This is a genomic window from Streptomyces sp. NBC_01335 (assembly GCF_035953295.1).
Lineage (GTDB): Bacteria > Actinomycetota > Actinomycetes > Streptomycetales > Streptomycetaceae > Streptomyces.
The window spans coordinates 3,086,720-3,099,965 of record NZ_CP108370.1; the positions used below are offsets into that span (position 1 = coordinate 3,086,720).

Sequence of the window (13,246 nt, forward strand, 5' to 3'; positions counted from 1 at the left end):
GGCTAGCTTAAACGAGACGCCACGGTTCGAAATAAGGAGATGCATTCATGTCCTCCCAGCACACAGCCCTGGTGGTCGGGGGAACGTCCGGAATCGGACTGGCCACGGCCCGCCTGCTCGCGGAGCGCGGCACGACGGTGCACATCGTCGGGCGCGACAAGGAGCGGCTGGACGAGGTCCTCGCCGCCAATCCCGGAATCGTCGGGCACCGGGCCGACGCCGGCCGGGCCGACGAGATCCGGGCGGTCGCCGAGTCCATCGGCACCGTCGACCGGCTGGTCCTCGCGGCGAGCGGCGGTGAGGGGCAGGGGCCCTTCGCCGACCTGGACCTGACCGCTCTGCGCAGGGCCTTCGAGGCCAAGTTCTGGCCGCATGTCACCACCGTCCAGGCGGTGCTGCCGCATCTGGCCCCGCAGGGCTCGATCACCCTGATCAGCGCCATCTCCGCGCGGACCGGCATGCCCGGGACGGCGGGCCTGGCCGCGGTCAACGGCGCGATCGAGTCCCTGGTCCGGCCGCTGGCGGCGGAGCTCGCCCCGATCCGCGTGAACGCCGTCTCCCCGGGGCTGGTCGACACCCCCTGGTGGAGCGGGCTGCCCGAGGAGGCGCGGCAGGAGTACTTCGCCCGGACCGCCGCCGTGCTGCCGGTCCGGCACGTGGCGACGGCCGAGGAGGTGGCCGAGGTGGTGGTCCTCGCCGCGACCAACGCCAACCTCACCGGCACGGTCCTGGAGGCGGACGGCGGCGCCCGCCTGGTGACCCTGCCGTAGACCCGTCTGGTGCCCCTGGCGTAGACCCGCCCGGTGACCCTGCGCGGAGAAGCGGCGGCGGGTGGCCGGTCGTCGCGGCGCGCGCCTCCGGCCCACCGGGCGGGGGCGCGCGCCGGCGGCTCAGGGCCTCAGGAGTCGACCGGCCCCAGCGACTCGAAGCGCCACCGGTGCACCGCGCGGGTGATCAGCCGCTCGTCCGGCTCGGGGAGTTCCGGCAGCTGGTCGCCGTACTCCCCCGGCCACCAGGTGATCACCAGCACCCGGTCCTTCGGGGCGCGCAGCAGTTCGGTGCGGAGCGGGGTGCGGGCGAGTTCGCCGGCCCGGGCGCGGGCCCACTCCAGCAGTTCCGTACCCCGCCCGTCGACGGCACGGGCCTCCCACATCAGTGCGACGGTCATGAGTACAGGTTGTCCTTGCTGATCTCGTGCACGTGGTCGTGATCGTGGGTGTGACCGTGATCGTGCCGGGTGCCCGGTACGTGCGGGTCGGTCACCGGCAGCGAGGAGTCGGCGGACAGCTCCCAGTCGGAGGCGGGCCGGTTGCGGGCGACCATCTCGGCGCCGAGGGCGGCGACCATCGCGCCGTTGTCGGTGCAGAGTCCGGGGCGGGGCACCCGGAGCCGGATTCCGGCGCGCTCGCAGCGTTCCTGGGCCAGCGCGCGGAGCCGGGAGTTGGCCGCGACACCGCCGCCGATCATCAGGTGGTCGACGCCCTCGTCCTTGCAGGCGCGGACGGCCTTGCGGGTGAGCACGTCGACCACGGCCTCCTGGAAGGACGCCGCCACGTCGCGTACCGGCACCTCCTCGCCGGCCGCGCGCTTCGCCTCGATCCAGCGGGCGACCGAGGTCTTGAGGCCGGAGAAGGAGAAGTCGTACGCGGGGTCGCGGGAGCCGGTCAGGCCGCGCGGGAACGCGATGGCCTTGGGGTCGCCCTCCCTGGCCAGCCGGTCGATGACCGGGCCGCCGGGGAAGCCGAGGTCCAGCACACGGGCGATCTTGTCGAAGGCCTCGCCCGCCGCGTCGTCGATGGTGGCGCCCAGCGGCCGTACGTCGCTGGTGATGTCGGGAGCGAGCAGCAGCGAGGAGTGGCCGCCGCTGACCAGCAGGGCCATCGTCGGCTCGGGCAGCGGGCCGTGCTCCAGCTGGTCGACGCAGATGTGCGAGGCCAGGTGGTTGACGCCGTAGAGCGGCTTGTTCAGCGCGTACGCGTACGCCTTGGCGGCCGAGACGCCGACGAGGAGCGCTCCGGCGAGGCCCGGACCGGCGGTGACGGCGATGCCGTCGAGGTCCCGGGCGCTGACCCCGGCGTCCTTGAGGGCGCGCTCGATGGTGGGGACCATCGCCTCCAGGTGGGCGCGGGAGGCGATCTCCGGGACGACTCCGCCGAAGCGGGCGTGGGTGTCCACGCTGGACGCGACGGCGTCGGCGAGGAGGGTGGTGCCGCGCACGATGCCGACGCCGGTCTCGTCGCAGGAGGTCTCGATGCCGAGTACGAGCGGTTCGTCAGCCATTGCCATCAGCCATTCTCTGTTCCTTGTACGTGGAGGCGCATGACGAGTGCGTCGATGTTGCCCGGCTGGTAGTAGCCGCGCCGGAAGCCGATCGGCTCGAAGCCGAAGCGTTCGTAGAGCTTCTGGGCGCGGGTGTTGTCGACCCGGACTTCGAGCAGCACGGTGGCGCATTCGAAGGCGGTGGCGTGCTTCAGCAGGTCGGTGAGGAGTTCCGAGCCGAGGCCGCCGCCCCAGTGGTCGCGGGTGACGCCGATGGTCTGTACGTCGGCGAGGTCCCCGGCGGCGGCGAGTCCGGCGTAGCCGACGATCCGCCCGGTGGCCGGTTCCTCGGCGACGACGTAGCGCCGGGTGGCGTGCGGGCCCCGGGCGTGCGCGAGCTCGGACCAGAACATCCCGGCCGACCAGGCGTCGTCGGGGAAGAGCTCGTGTTCGAGCTCCAGCACCGGTTCGATGTCCCACCAGCGCATCTCACGCAGTTCAGCGGTCGGGACGGTCACTTCGGGGTGACCACCTTGTAGTTCTTCGGGACCTGCGCGTCGGGCCTGCGGAGGTAGAGCGGCTGCGGGTCGAGCAGCTTCTCGCCCGCGGCGAGACGTTCGGCGGCGAGCGCGGCGAGCGCCCCGGCCGAGACGTGCTCGGGGCCGCGCGCGTCGGGGAAGGAATCGGGGTAGAGCACCGCTCCGGCGCCGACGACGGGGAGGCCGGCCAGCTCCTCGGCGATGTCGGCCGGCCGGTCGACGGAGGGGCCGCCGGTCCGGGTGCGGGGGTCCGCGTACCGCGCCCAGTAGACCTCCTTGCGGCGGGCGTCCGTGGCGACCGCGAAGGGGCCGGTGATCCCGGCTTCCTCCCCGGCGGCGTACGCGAGTCCGTCCAGGGTGCACAGTCCGTGCACGGGGACGGAGAGCGCGGAGGCGAAGGTCGCGGCGGTCACCAGGCCGACGCGCAGCCCGGTGTAGGGGCCGGGGCCGACGCCGACGACGATGCCGGTCACGGCGTCGAGGGTGGTTCCGGCCTCGGCGAGGACGCGGTCGACGGTGGGGAGCAGCAGCTCCCCGTGGCGTCGGGCGTCCACCTGGCCCGACTCCGCGACGACGGAGGTGCCGTCGTGGAGGGCGACGGTGACGGCGGGGGTGGCGGTATCCATGGCGAGCAAGAGCACGCAAACAGCCTACGGCTCCGGCGACCGGGGCATCGCGCCCGTACGTCGTCCCGGTACGCCCCGTGGCTGCTGCTACCGTCACCCGGGATACACGAGTACGACGTAAACCTTGTACGACATGTGACAGGCGGCATGCGGCGGACCGCATGCGAAAGGGGAGCTCAGGTGGCAAGGGGCAGCTCGGGAATCGTGGCCGGGCTCACTGCGGCGGCCGTCGTGGCGGTCGCATTCCTCGCTTACCAGGCGTCGGCGAACGCCCCGGACTCGGTGGCCGCCCCCTCGACGAGCGCCTCCGCCTCCGCGTCCGCGAAGCCGTCCGCGAAGCCGTCAGCCCCCAAGGTCGACCCGCTGACGGTGCCGACCGGCTCCGGGAGCGGCCTCCGGGTCGTGTACGCGCTCAAGGAGCGGCGGGTGTGGCTGGTCGGCGAGGACGGCAAGGCGTCGCGGACGTTCACGGTGGTGCCGAGCAGCGTCAGCCCCAAGCCGGGTTCGTACGCGGTCTTCTCCCGCACCGGCTCGGTGACCGGCTCGGACGGCGTGCCGATCGAGCACGTGGTGCGGTTCGCCGAGGTGGACGACACGGTGATCGGCTTCAGCGCGGCGCAGGACGGCTCGCTGCCGACTCCGGACCCGACGCTGAAGACCGGTGGGGTGCGGATGAAGCGTGCGGACGCCGACGCGATGTGGTCGTTCGCCACGGTCGCCGTGAAGGTCGTCGTCGTCCGGTAGACGGGCTTCCCTCCGGCCGTCCGGCTCGGCCGTCCGGCTCGGCCGTCCGGCCTTCCGCCGGGATCAGGCCGCTTCCCGCTTCCGCCGACCTCAGGCCGCTTCGCGCTGCGCGGGCGGCCTGATGCCGTGCACCGTGGCCGAGAGCTCGGTGTCGTCCTCGTTCAGCGCGTCGCCGTCGTCGGCCGCACGCGCCGCGGGTGCCTCGGACGGCGGGGTCGACACGGCGCTGGCCGCCGCACACGACGCGAGCAGATCCTTCATCGGCACCCCGGAGGGGGACGGGTACCGGACTTCTCGCTCGGGCGTCGGCATGGATGCCTCCTGGGCTCCGCTGGAGGAGTAGTTAGGTATACCTAACCAGTTCGCCACCCCATACCACCACGGGCGGGGCCGTCTGCGCAACATTTTACCGACAGCTTGTCGGAAACCACCCGGGAACCCGTCTTCCCTTCGCCCTCGCCCCACCCCCGGACACGCCTGCGGGGCGCCTCCCCGAAGGGAAGACGCCCCGCAGCGGTGTGCCGGAATCGGGCCGGGAGGAAATCAGAGGCCGGGAGGAATCAGGCCGGGCGAACGTCAGGCCGGAAGGAAACCGGAGGCACGGGGTGATCAGGCCGGAGGAATCAGGCCCCGTGCCCGCCGATACGGGTCCGCAGGTCCGCCCAGCGCGCCCCGACCCCCGCGAGGGTCACCTCGCGCCGGTCGTCGTCGGTGTCGCCGGTGGCGCGGTCGATGACCACGTGGAGCCGGTCGTCGGAGAGCTCCTCGACCTTGCCGTCGCCCCACTCCACGACCACCACCGAGTCCGGCAGCGACACGTCGAGGTCCAGGTCCTCCATCTCGTCGAGCCCGCCGCCCAGGCGGTAGGCGTCGACGTGGACCAGGGCGGGCCCGTCGCCCAGCGGGGGGTGGACGCGGGCGATCACGAAGGTGGGGGACGTGACGGCGCCCCGCACCCCGAGTCCCTCGCCGAGGCCCCGGGTCAGGGTCGTCTTCCCGGCGCCGAGCTCGCCGGTGAGCATCACCAGGTCGCCGGGGGCCAGCAGCCCGGCCAGCTCGCGGCCGAGCTCCGTCATCTGCTCGGGTGACTCGACGGCGATGCGTACGGTGACGGCGTCCGGGGCCGCCGCGATCTCGGCGGCCGGGCCGTTGTGCGGTGCTTCCATGTCAGCCCACGTTAGTCGGAGCCGGTACGGCTCCGATCCGCACCAGCAGGTCCGCGAGCCGGTCGGTCACCGTCTCGGGGTGTTCCAGCATCACCAGATGGCCCGCGTCCGGCACGATGACCAGCTCCGCGTCGGGCAGCACGTCGGCGATGGCCTCGCTGTGCGAACTGGGCGTGACCAGGTCCTTGTCGCCCGCCAGGATCAGCACCGGCATGTCCCGGAAGACGGGCAGCGCGGCACTCTTGTCGTGCTCGGTGAACGCCGGATAGAACTCCGCGACGACGTCGATGGGGGTCGCCTCGATGAGCCGCTCGGCGAACCGGGCGACCGCCGGGTCCACGTCCCGGGAACCGAACGAGTACCGCTTGATCAGGCTCGCGAAGAGGTCCGCGGTGGCCCGGCGGCCCCGCTCCACCAGCTCCGTCTGCGTACCGAGCGCCTTCAGCACCCCGGGGAGCACCCGGCGCACCGCGTTGACGCCCGCGACCGGCAGCCCGAAGCTGACCTCGCCGAGCCGGCCGCTGGAGGTGCCGACGAACGCGGCGGCGGCGACCCGGTCGCGGACGAGTTCCGGGTACTGGTCGGCCAGCGCCATCATCGTCATGCCGCCCATCGAGTGCCCGACCAGCACCAGGCGCCCCTCGGGGGCCGCCGCGTCGATGACCGCCTTCAGGTCCCGGCCCAGCTGGTCGATGGTGACCGGCACTCCGTCGGCCTGGGCCCGGCCGCGCGCGGACCGGCCGTGGCTGCGCTGGTCCCAGTGGACCGTACGGACCAGCCCGCGCAGGGCCGCCCGCTGGAAGTGCCAGGAGTCCTGGGCGAGGCAGTAGCCGTGGCTGAAGACGACGGTGACGGGGCCCGGGGACTTGCGGCCGAAGAGGCGGCGCTTGCGCGGACCGGTGGAGCCGCCGTTCCCGGCGGCCGCCGGCTCGGCCTCGTCGATCTCGTAGTACAGCGCGGTGCCGTCGTCGGCGACCGCCTGGCCGGGGGTGCCGCGCAGCGCGCCGTACGGCCCGGAGGCGTCCAGCGCGAGGCGCGCCTTCTTCCGCATGCCCCGGCCGACCGTCAGGCGCTCCACGGCGACCCCGGCGGCCGCACCGGCCGCGAGCACCCCTATGGCGGCCCCGGCGAACCCGGCCCGGCGCCATCCGCCCGCCGTGGCCGCGGCAGCCGCGGCCACCACGTCTCCCGCGGCTCCCGCGCTGCTGTCGCTCACCGTGCCCGCTCCTCGTCCGTGGTCGTGGTCCGTGCTCGTCGGTGGTGCCGTGCGGCGTGGCCGCCGCTACGCGCCGACGTGTACCCGGGGGACCCGCGTACCGATCCTGGTGACGATCTCGTACGCGATGGTGTCCGCCGCCACCGCCCAGTCCTCTGCGGTCGGCTCGCCCCGGTCGCCCGGACCGAAGAGCACCGCCTCGGCGCCCGGTTCGGTGAGGTCGCCCTCCAGGTCCACGACGAACTGGTCCATCGCGACCCGGCCGGCGATCGTCCGCACCCGTCCCGCGACGAGTACCGGGCCTCGCCCGGAGGCGTGGCGCGGGATGCCGTCGGCGTACCCGAGGGGCACCAGGGCGAGGGTGGTCTCGGCCGGGGTCGTGTAGTGGTGGCCGTAGCTGATGCCGTGTCCTGCGGGGACCTGCTTGACCAGGGCGACCGAGGCGGCGAGCGTCATCACCGGGCGGAGCCCGAAGTCGGCGGGGGTGCCCAGCTCGGGGCTGGGCGAGATGCCGTACATGGCGATCCCGGTGCGCACCAGGTCGAAGTGGGACTCCGGCACGGTCAGGGTGGCCGGGGAGTTGGCGATGTGCCGGACCTCGGGCTCCACGCCGGCCTTCTCCGCGTGCGCCACCATGTCGCGGAAGACCGTGAGCTGGGCGGCGATCGAGGGGTGGCCGGGCTCGTCGGCGCAGGCGAAGTGGGACCAGAGGCCGGTGACGCGGACGGCCCCGCTCTCCTCGGCGGTACGGGCCTCGGCGACCAGCTCGGGCCAGTCGGCGGGCTGGCAGCCGTTGCGGCCGAGGCCGGTGTCGGCCTTCAGGTGGATACGGGCCGTCCTGCCGGCCTCCGCGGCGGCGGCGACGACCTCGCGCAGCGCCCACAGGCCGCTGACGGAGACGTCGACGTCGGCCTCGATCGCCTCGCGCCAGGGGCCGCCGGGCGTCCACAGCCAGCACATGATCCGGGAGTCGAGACCGGCCGCGCGCAGGGCCAGGGCCTCCTGCGGGGTGGCGGTGCCGAGCCAGGTCGCGCCGGCTTCGAGCGCGGCGCGCGCGCAGGGCACGGCGCCGTGGCCGTAGGCGTCGGACTTCACCACGGCCATGAGCTGGGCGCCGCCCGCCCGCGCGCGCAGCTCGCGCACGTTGGCGCGGAGTGCGGCGAGGTCGATCTCGGCCCGGGCTCTCAAGGACGCTTTCTCGTTCATCGCGGCCCAGTGTCTCAGGTCGGCGGCTCTCCCAGGTCGGCACCCGGGAGCCCGGCGCGGGGCCCACGTCCCCTTCGTTCCCCTTCAGCCGCCGTCCGGCCGGTGGCCCCGCGCGTGCTCCAGGTACTCGGCCAGGACCGGCACATGGCTGGCGTCGATGTCCTTGACGGAGGTCACCAGGGTCACCGGGGTGTCCCCGTCCAGCAGGCCCAGCAGGGTGGTGACGGCCTCGGTGTGCGCGGGGTCGTCGAGTTCGGCGCGGTAGCGGTCGACGAACGCGTCGTACCGGGCGCCGGAGCGGTCCTGGTGGTACCAGCCGCGCAGTTCGTTCGAGGGGGTGATGTCCTTCAGCCACCGGTCGACGGCGGCCCGCTCCTTGGAGACCCCGCGCGGCCAGAGCCGGTCGACCAGCACCCGGATGCCGTCCGCGCGCGGCTCGGGCGGGTCGTAGACCCTGCGGACCCGGATGCCGCTCTTCCCCATGGCTGCCACCTCCCGGTCGGTGTCCGTCGCCGCTTCCAGGGTGGTCCTGGCGGGCGAGCCCCGCATGCTCAGCCCCTGCGTACGTCGCGCCAGACGGCCGGGATGCCCTCGGCGATGTCCTGCGCGGAGACGGGCGCCCCGTCCGCGCCGTGCCGCCCGGCGAGGCCGTGCAGGTGGGCGCCGACCGAGGCCGCGTCGCGCGGGGCGAGGCCGGCCGCGAGCAGGGAGCCGATCAGCCCGGAGAGCACGTCCCCGCTGCCCGCCGTGGCGAGCCACGCGGTGCCGGTCGGGTTGACCCGTACGGGGGTGCCCGGGGCCTCCGCGACCAGCGTGGTGGACCCCTTGAGCAGGACCGTGGCGCGGTAGCGGGCGGCCAGCTCGCGTACGGCGGTGAGTCGCCCCGCCTCCACCTCCGCGCGCTCCACGCCGAGCAGCGCGGCGGCCTCCCCTGCGTGCGGGGTGAGGACGGTGGCCGCCGAGCGGGCGCGCACGGCGTCGCCGTCCATCAGCCGGAGCCCGTCCGCGTCGATCAGCACGGGCACGTCCGTGGCGAGCACGTCCTCGACGGCGGCGGTGGCCGCCCGCCCGTCGCCGAGCCCGGGCCCGACCACCCAGGACTGCACCCGGCCGGCCTGCGAGGGCCGCCCCTCGTGCACCAGGGTCTCGGGGAACCGGGCGATCACCGTCTCCCCGCCCGGACCGGCGTACCGCACCGCCCCGGCGCCGCCGCGCAGCGCCCCGGCGACGGCGAGGACCGCCGCGCCCGGGTAGCGCTGCGAACCGGCGACCACGCCGACGACGCCCCGGCCGTACTTGTCGCTCTCCGCGCCCGGCAGTGGCAGCAGCGCCGCCACGTCCGCGAACTGGAGCGCCTCCAGGTCCGGGGTCCCGGGCAGCTCGGGGCCGAGGCCGATGTCGACCAGCCGCAGCCCGCCCGCCCGTTCGGCGCCGGGGTCGACGAGCAGGCCGGGCTTGTACGTGCCGAAGGTGACGGTGGCGTCGGCGCGGACCGCCGCGCCGTGCACCTCGCCGCTGTCCGCCTCCACCCCGCTGGGCAGGTCCACGGCGAGGACCGGCGCCCCGTGCCCCTCGGTGACCGCCTTCACCAGTGCGGCGGCCTCCGGGCGCAGCCCGCCCCGGCCGCCGATGCCGGTGATCCCGTCCACCACGAGGTCCACGATCCCGGCCTCCTCGGGGCGGTCCAGCACCCGGCCGCCGGCCGCGCGCAGTGCGGCGAGTCCGCCCGCGTGGGCCTGGCCGGGCGCGGTGAGCAGGACGCTGACGCCCGCCCCGCGCCGGGCCAGCCGGGCGCCCGCGTACAGGGCGTCGCCGCCGTTGGCGCCGCTGCCGACGAGGAGCAGCACCCGGGACCCGTACACCCGGCCGTTGCGCCGGAGCAGGTCCCCGCAGGCGACCGCGAGCCCGGCGGCGGCCCGCTGCATCAGGGCGCCCTCGGGCAGCCGCGCCATCAGGGCCTGCTCGGCGGCCCGTACGGCCTCCACGCTGTAAGCGGTACGCATCGGTCAGCCCTTCAGCTTTCGGGAGGAGCGGGTCCGGTACCGGGAGGAGCGGGTCCGGTACCCGCGGGAACACGTCCAGGGAATGATCATTCGGCGGGTCGGCTCACACGTACCCGTACGCCTGCCCGCACAAGCCCTCCGCCTCCTCAACCTTCCGCGACCACCATGGCCGACGCCACCCCCGCGTCGTGGCTGAGGGAGAGGTGCCAGCTGCGGACGCCCAGGGCCTCGGCGCGGGCGGCGACCGTGCCGGTGACCCGGAGGCGGGGCTGCCCGCTCTCCTCGACCCAGACCTCGCAGTCGGTCCAGAGGAGGCCGCCGGGCGCCCCGAGGGCCTTGGCGACTGCCTCCTTGGCGGCGAACCGGGCGGCGAGCGAGGCGATACCGCGCCGCTCGCCGCCGGGCAGCAGCAGCTCCCGGTCGAGGAAGAGCCGCTCGGCCATCTGGGGCGTACGTTCCAGCGCCGCGTCGAAACGCGCGATCTCGGCCACATCGATCCCGACCCCGATGATCACGGGCCCACCCTCGTTCCTCTGCTACTCCACGGTCACGGACTTCGCCAGGTTGCGCGGCTGGTCCACCTCGTTGCCCCGGGCCGTCGCGAGTTCGCAGGCGAAGACCTGCAACGGGACCGTGGCGACCAGGGGCTGAAGCAGCGTAGGCGTCGGTGGAATCGTAATGAGGTGATCGGCGTACGGGGCGACGGTCTCGTCGCCCTCCTCCGCGACGACGATGGTGCGGGCGCCCCGGGCTCGGATCTCCTGGATGTTGGAGACGATCTTGTCGTGGAGCACGGACCGCCCGCGCGGGGACGGGGCGATGACGACGACCGGCAGGTCCTCCTCGATGAGCGCGATCGGCCCGTGCTTCAGCTCGCCCGCCGCGAACCCCTCGGCGTGCATGTACGCGAGTTCCTTCAGCTTCAACGCCCCTTCCAGCGCCACCGGGTGGCCGACGTGCCGCCCGAGGAAGAGCACGGTGTTCTTGTGCGCGAGGGAGCGGGCCAGCTCGCGGACGGGCTCCATGGTGGCGAGGACGCGTTCGACGGCGTCGGGGATCTCGGAGAGCTGGCGGACGACCGTACGGATCTCGTCGCCGAACTTCGTCCCGCGCACCTGCCCGAGGTAGAGGGCGACCAGGTAGCAGGCGACGAGCTGGGTGAGGAACGCCTTGGTGGAGGCGACCGCCACCTCGGGCCCGGCGTGCGTGTAGAGGACGGCGTCGGACTCGCGCGGGATGGTCGAACCGTTGGTGTTGCAGATGGCCAGCACGTGCGCGCCCTGCTCCCGGGCGTGCCGGAGCGCCATGAGGGTGTCCATCGTCTCGCCGGACTGCGAGATCGCGACGACCAGCGTGTTCGGCGAGAGGATCGGGTCGCGGTAGCGGAACTCGCTGGCCAGCTCGGTCTCGCAGGGCAGCCGGGTCCAGTGCTCGATGGCGTACTTGGCGATCAGACCCGCGTGGTACGCGGTGCCGCAGGCCACCACGACCACCTTGTCGATCTCCCGCAGCACGCTCGGCGGCAGCCGCACCTCGTCCAGCGTCAGCGCGCCCTCGCCGTCGATCCGCCCGAGGAGGGTGTCGGCGACCGCCCGGGGCTGCTCGGCGATCTCCTTGAGCATGAACGAGTCGTACCCGCCCTTCTCGGCGGCGGAGGCGTCCCAGTCGACGTGGTAGCCGCGCACCTCGGCGGGCGTACCGTCGAACCCGGTGACGGTGACCCGGTCCCGGCGCACCTCCACCACCTGGTCCTGGCCCAGCTCGATGGCGTCCCGGGTGTGCGCGATGAACGCGGCGACGTCCGAGGCGAGGAACGCCTCACCGTCCCCGACCCCCACCACCAGCGGCGAGTTGCGCCGCGCGCCGACGACGGTGTCCGGCTCGTCCGCGTGTACGGCGACCAGGGTGAACGCGCCCTCCAGGCGCCGGCAGACCCGCCGCATCGACTCGGCGAGCCCGCTGCCCGCCCCGAACTCCTCGGCCAGCAGGTGCGCCACCACCTCGGTGTCGGTGTCCGAGGTGAGGTCGTGCCCGCGCCGGGTCAGCTCGGTGCGGAGGGTCGCGAAGTTCTCGATGATCCCGTTGTGCACGACCGCGACCCGGCCCGCGTTGTCCAGGTGCGGATGCGCGTTGGCGTCCGTCGGCGCCCCGTGCGTCGCCCACCGGGTGTGCCCGATGCCGGTGAGCCCGGTCGGCAACGGGTGGTCCTTGAGCTCCTTCTCCAGGTTGACGAGCTTCCCCGCCTTACGGGCGCCGGCCAGCCCTCCGTCCGCCAGAACGGCGACCCCGGCGGAGTCGTACCCCCGGTACTCCAGCCGCTTCAGCCCCGCGACCACGACTTCCTGCGCCGACTGCGCCCCGACGTAACCCACGATTCCACACATATCGGCACGATAAGGCGCGAGAGGCGGTCAGGGCGGGGTTACGGAAGGGGTGGGCGTGGGGCCGGGGCGTCCGTACCGGTCTGGGGCGTGTCTGACCATGCGCGTCGGATCGGCGGGCGGTGTCCGGTGCGGTGCGTCGCAAGGCGGAGGACCGCCCGCGTACTGGATGTACGCGGGCGGTCCGACAACACCGCGAGGTGCCGTGCCGTCGGACACGGCCTAACGGGCGGCGGCGAGCCAGGCGGCCACGGCGGCGAGCACGATCAGCGCGGCGTTGAGCCCGGTCTCCTTGACCTCGCCCCGGGAGAGGTGCAGCCCGCCCGCGAGGAGTTGGAGGACGACGAGGCCGAGCGCGGAGACCAGCGCGAGGACGGGGGCGATCCCGGTGAGCGGCGGCAGGATCAGGCCGGCCGCCCCGAGGATCTCGACGACCCCGATCCCCCGGACCGCCGCCATCGGCACGGTGTCCACCCAGCCCATCATGGGCGCGAGCTGCTCCTTGCTCCGGGCGACCTTCTTGCCTCCCGCGTAGAGGTAGAAGAACGCCAGGAGTGCGGCGACGATCCAGTAGGCGACGTCCATGGTCGTCCTCCGTCATGATGGTGGGCGGGCTGGTGCGGACCCACATGATGGGCGCGGACACGAGCGCGTACAAAAGGCACACCGGTGTGCGTGGGACGAGAAGAGGACGGGTGCCATGTCGAAGAACCGCGGCTCCTGCCTCATCCGCGGCGACGGCGGCCGGACGATCCGGGGCCTCCTGGACCGCATCGGCGACCGGTGGTCCCTGCTGGTGGTGGCCGTCCTCGACGGCGAACGCCTCCGCTTCGGCGAGCTCCAGCACCGCGTCCCCGGCATCTCCCAGCGCATGCTCACCCGCACCCTGCGCAACCTGGAGCGGGACGGGCTGGTGAGCCGCACGTCCTACCCGGAGGTGCCGCCCCGGGTCGAGTACGAGCTCACGGACCGGGGGCGGACCCTGATCGGGCCCGCGGTGGCGCTGGCGGAGTGGGCCGCGGATCACGGACCGGCGGTCGAGGCCAGCCGGGCGGAGTACGACGGCGTGTAGGCCGTGTCTGGCCATTCGCACCGGGCCGGGGGTG

16 protein-coding genes are annotated in these 13,246 nt (G+C 73.9%); 3 read left to right on the forward strand and 13 right to left on the reverse strand.

Translation table 11 applies throughout. The annotated features are described in order from the left end of the window. Positions 1–47: 47 nt before the first annotated feature. Positions 48–770 (forward strand): SDR family oxidoreductase, encoded by a 723-nt coding sequence (locus tag OG599_RS13095; RefSeq protein WP_327176162.1) that lies wholly within the window; start codon positions 48–50, stop codon positions 768–770. A gap of 128 nt (positions 771–898) precedes the next feature. Here OG599_RS13095 and OG599_RS13100 read toward each other — a convergent pair whose 3' ends face one another. From OG599_RS13100 to tsaB, 4 genes are read right to left on the reverse strand one after another with little or no spacing between them, the layout of a single operon-like run. Further along, entirely contained in the window at positions 899–1,168 is a 270-nt protein-coding gene (locus OG599_RS13100) for a hypothetical protein (protein ID WP_327176163.1), read from the reverse strand. Continuing rightward, a complete protein-coding gene (tsaD, locus tag OG599_RS13105) occupies positions 1,165–2,280 on the reverse strand; it encodes a tRNA (adenosine(37)-N6)-threonylcarbamoyltransferase complex transferase subunit TsaD (RefSeq protein ID WP_327176164.1) in 1,116 nt (371 codons plus the stop codon). The genes OG599_RS13100 and tsaD overlap by 4 nt, the downstream gene beginning before the upstream one ends. A gap of 5 nt (positions 2,281–2,285) precedes the next feature. Beyond that, positions 2,286–2,777: a ribosomal protein S18-alanine N-acetyltransferase gene (gene rimI / locus OG599_RS13110; protein ID WP_327176165.1), complete on the reverse strand. Its 492-nt coding sequence runs from the start codon at positions 2,775–2,777 to the stop codon at positions 2,286–2,288. Next, positions 2,774–3,424, reverse strand: coding sequence for a tRNA (adenosine(37)-N6)-threonylcarbamoyltransferase complex dimerization subunit type 1 TsaB (gene tsaB / locus OG599_RS13115; protein ID WP_327180020.1), 651 nt, complete (start codon positions 3,422–3,424; stop codon positions 2,774–2,776). Before tsaB ends, rimI begins: the two co-directional genes overlap by 4 nt. A 204-nt stretch (positions 3,425–3,628) precedes the next feature. Between tsaB and OG599_RS13120 the strand changes: the two genes are divergently transcribed. Continuing rightward, positions 3,629–4,168 carry a hypothetical protein gene (locus OG599_RS13120; protein ID WP_327180021.1) on the forward strand — a complete coding sequence of 180 codons (540 nt, stop codon included), beginning with the start codon at positions 3,629–3,631 and terminating at the stop codon, positions 4,166–4,168. Positions 4,169–4,258: 90 nt separating this feature from the next. Here the strand turns inward: OG599_RS13120 and OG599_RS13125 are convergent, their stop codons facing one another. The 9 genes from OG599_RS13125 to OG599_RS13165 all read right to left on the reverse strand — a co-directional run bounded on the left by OG599_RS13125 (position 4,259) and on the right by OG599_RS13165 (position 12,725). Further along, positions 4,259–4,480, reverse strand: coding sequence for a hypothetical protein (locus OG599_RS13125; protein ID WP_327176166.1), 222 nt, complete (start codon positions 4,478–4,480; stop codon positions 4,259–4,261). Between the two features lie 311 nt (positions 4,481–4,791). Then, positions 4,792–5,334: a tRNA (adenosine(37)-N6)-threonylcarbamoyltransferase complex ATPase subunit type 1 TsaE gene (gene tsaE / locus OG599_RS13130; protein WP_327176167.1), complete on the reverse strand. Its 543-nt coding sequence runs from the start codon at positions 5,332–5,334 to the stop codon at positions 4,792–4,794. A 1-nt stretch (position 5,335) separates the two neighbouring features. Further along, positions 5,336–6,550: an alpha/beta fold hydrolase gene (locus OG599_RS13135; protein ID WP_327176168.1), complete on the reverse strand. Its 1,215-nt coding sequence runs from the start codon at positions 6,548–6,550 to the stop codon at positions 5,336–5,338. Positions 6,551–6,616: 66 nt separating this feature from the next. Continuing rightward, positions 6,617–7,756, reverse strand: coding sequence for an alanine racemase (alr, locus tag OG599_RS13140; RefSeq protein ID WP_327176169.1), 1,140 nt, complete (start codon positions 7,754–7,756; stop codon positions 6,617–6,619). Between the two features lie 84 nt (positions 7,757–7,840). Then, positions 7,841–8,239, reverse strand: a complete 399-nt coding sequence (locus OG599_RS13145; protein ID WP_327180022.1) for a DUF488 domain-containing protein — start codon at positions 8,237–8,239, stop codon at positions 7,841–7,843. Positions 8,240–8,307: 68 nt separating this feature from the next. Beyond that, positions 8,308–9,759, reverse strand: coding sequence for an NAD(P)H-hydrate dehydratase (locus tag OG599_RS13150; protein WP_327176170.1), 1,452 nt, complete (start codon positions 9,757–9,759; stop codon positions 8,308–8,310). Between the two features lie 146 nt (positions 9,760–9,905). Then, positions 9,906–10,274 (reverse strand): holo-ACP synthase, encoded by a 369-nt coding sequence (locus OG599_RS13155; protein ID WP_327176171.1) that lies wholly within the window; start codon positions 10,272–10,274, stop codon positions 9,906–9,908. A 21-nt stretch (positions 10,275–10,295) separates the two neighbouring features. Beyond that, the gene (gene glmS, locus OG599_RS13160; RefSeq protein ID WP_327176172.1) at positions 10,296–12,143 is read right to left on the reverse strand and encodes a glutamine--fructose-6-phosphate transaminase (isomerizing); all 1,848 of its coding nucleotides are present in this window, start codon (positions 12,141–12,143) and stop codon (positions 10,296–10,298) included. 219 nt (positions 12,144–12,362) lie between these two features. Beyond that, the gene (locus OG599_RS13165) at positions 12,363–12,725 is read right to left on the reverse strand and encodes a DoxX family protein (protein ID WP_327176173.1); all 363 of its coding nucleotides are present in this window, start codon (positions 12,723–12,725) and stop codon (positions 12,363–12,365) included. Positions 12,726–12,840: 115 nt separating this feature from the next. Here OG599_RS13165 and OG599_RS13170 point away from each other — a divergent pair, with 115 nt between their 5' ends. Then, positions 12,841–13,212 carry a winged helix-turn-helix transcriptional regulator gene (locus OG599_RS13170; protein WP_327176174.1) on the forward strand — a complete coding sequence of 124 codons (372 nt, stop codon included), beginning with the start codon at positions 12,841–12,843 and terminating at the stop codon, positions 13,210–13,212. Positions 13,213–13,246: the final 34 nt, after the last annotated feature.

What these genes read in the sequence shown, in the direction of transcription:
- OG599_RS13145 (WP_327180022.1), bottom strand. Translation starts at nt 8,239, where the DNA reads ATGGGGAAGAGCGGCATCCGGGTCCGCAGGGTCTACGACCCGCCCGAG.
- OG599_RS13150 (WP_327176170.1), bottom strand. Translation starts at nt 9,759, where the DNA reads ATGCGTACCGCTTACAGCGTGGAGGCCGTACGGGCCGCCGAGCAGGCC.
- OG599_RS13170 (WP_327176174.1), top strand. Translation starts at nt 12,841, where the DNA reads ATGTCGAAGAACCGCGGCTCCTGCCTCATCCGCGGCGACGGCGGCCGG.
- tsaB (WP_327180020.1), bottom strand. Translation starts at nt 3,424, where the DNA reads ATGGATACCGCCACCCCCGCCGTCACCGTCGCCCTCCACGACGGCACC.
- OG599_RS13100 (WP_327176163.1), bottom strand. Translation starts at nt 1,168, where the DNA reads ATGACCGTCGCACTGATGTGGGAGGCCCGTGCCGTCGACGGGCGGGGT.
- alr (WP_327176169.1), bottom strand. Translation starts at nt 7,756, where the DNA reads ATGAACGAGAAAGCGTCCTTGAGAGCCCGGGCCGAGATCGACCTCGCC.
- OG599_RS13125 (WP_327176166.1), bottom strand. Translation starts at nt 4,480, where the DNA reads ATGCCGACGCCCGAGCGAGAAGTCCGGTACCCGTCCCCCTCCGGGGTG.
- OG599_RS13165 (WP_327176173.1), bottom strand. Translation starts at nt 12,725, where the DNA reads ATGGACGTCGCCTACTGGATCGTCGCCGCACTCCTGGCGTTCTTCTAC.
- tsaD (WP_327176164.1), bottom strand. Translation starts at nt 2,280, where the DNA reads ATGGCTGACGAACCGCTCGTACTCGGCATCGAGACCTCCTGCGACGAG.
- tsaE (WP_327176167.1), bottom strand. Translation starts at nt 5,334, where the DNA reads ATGGAAGCACCGCACAACGGCCCGGCCGCCGAGATCGCGGCGGCCCCG.
- glmS (WP_327176172.1), bottom strand. Translation starts at nt 12,143, where the DNA reads ATGTGTGGAATCGTGGGTTACGTCGGGGCGCAGTCGGCGCAGGAAGTC.
- OG599_RS13095 (WP_327176162.1), top strand. Translation starts at nt 48, where the DNA reads ATGTCCTCCCAGCACACAGCCCTGGTGGTCGGGGGAACGTCCGGAATC.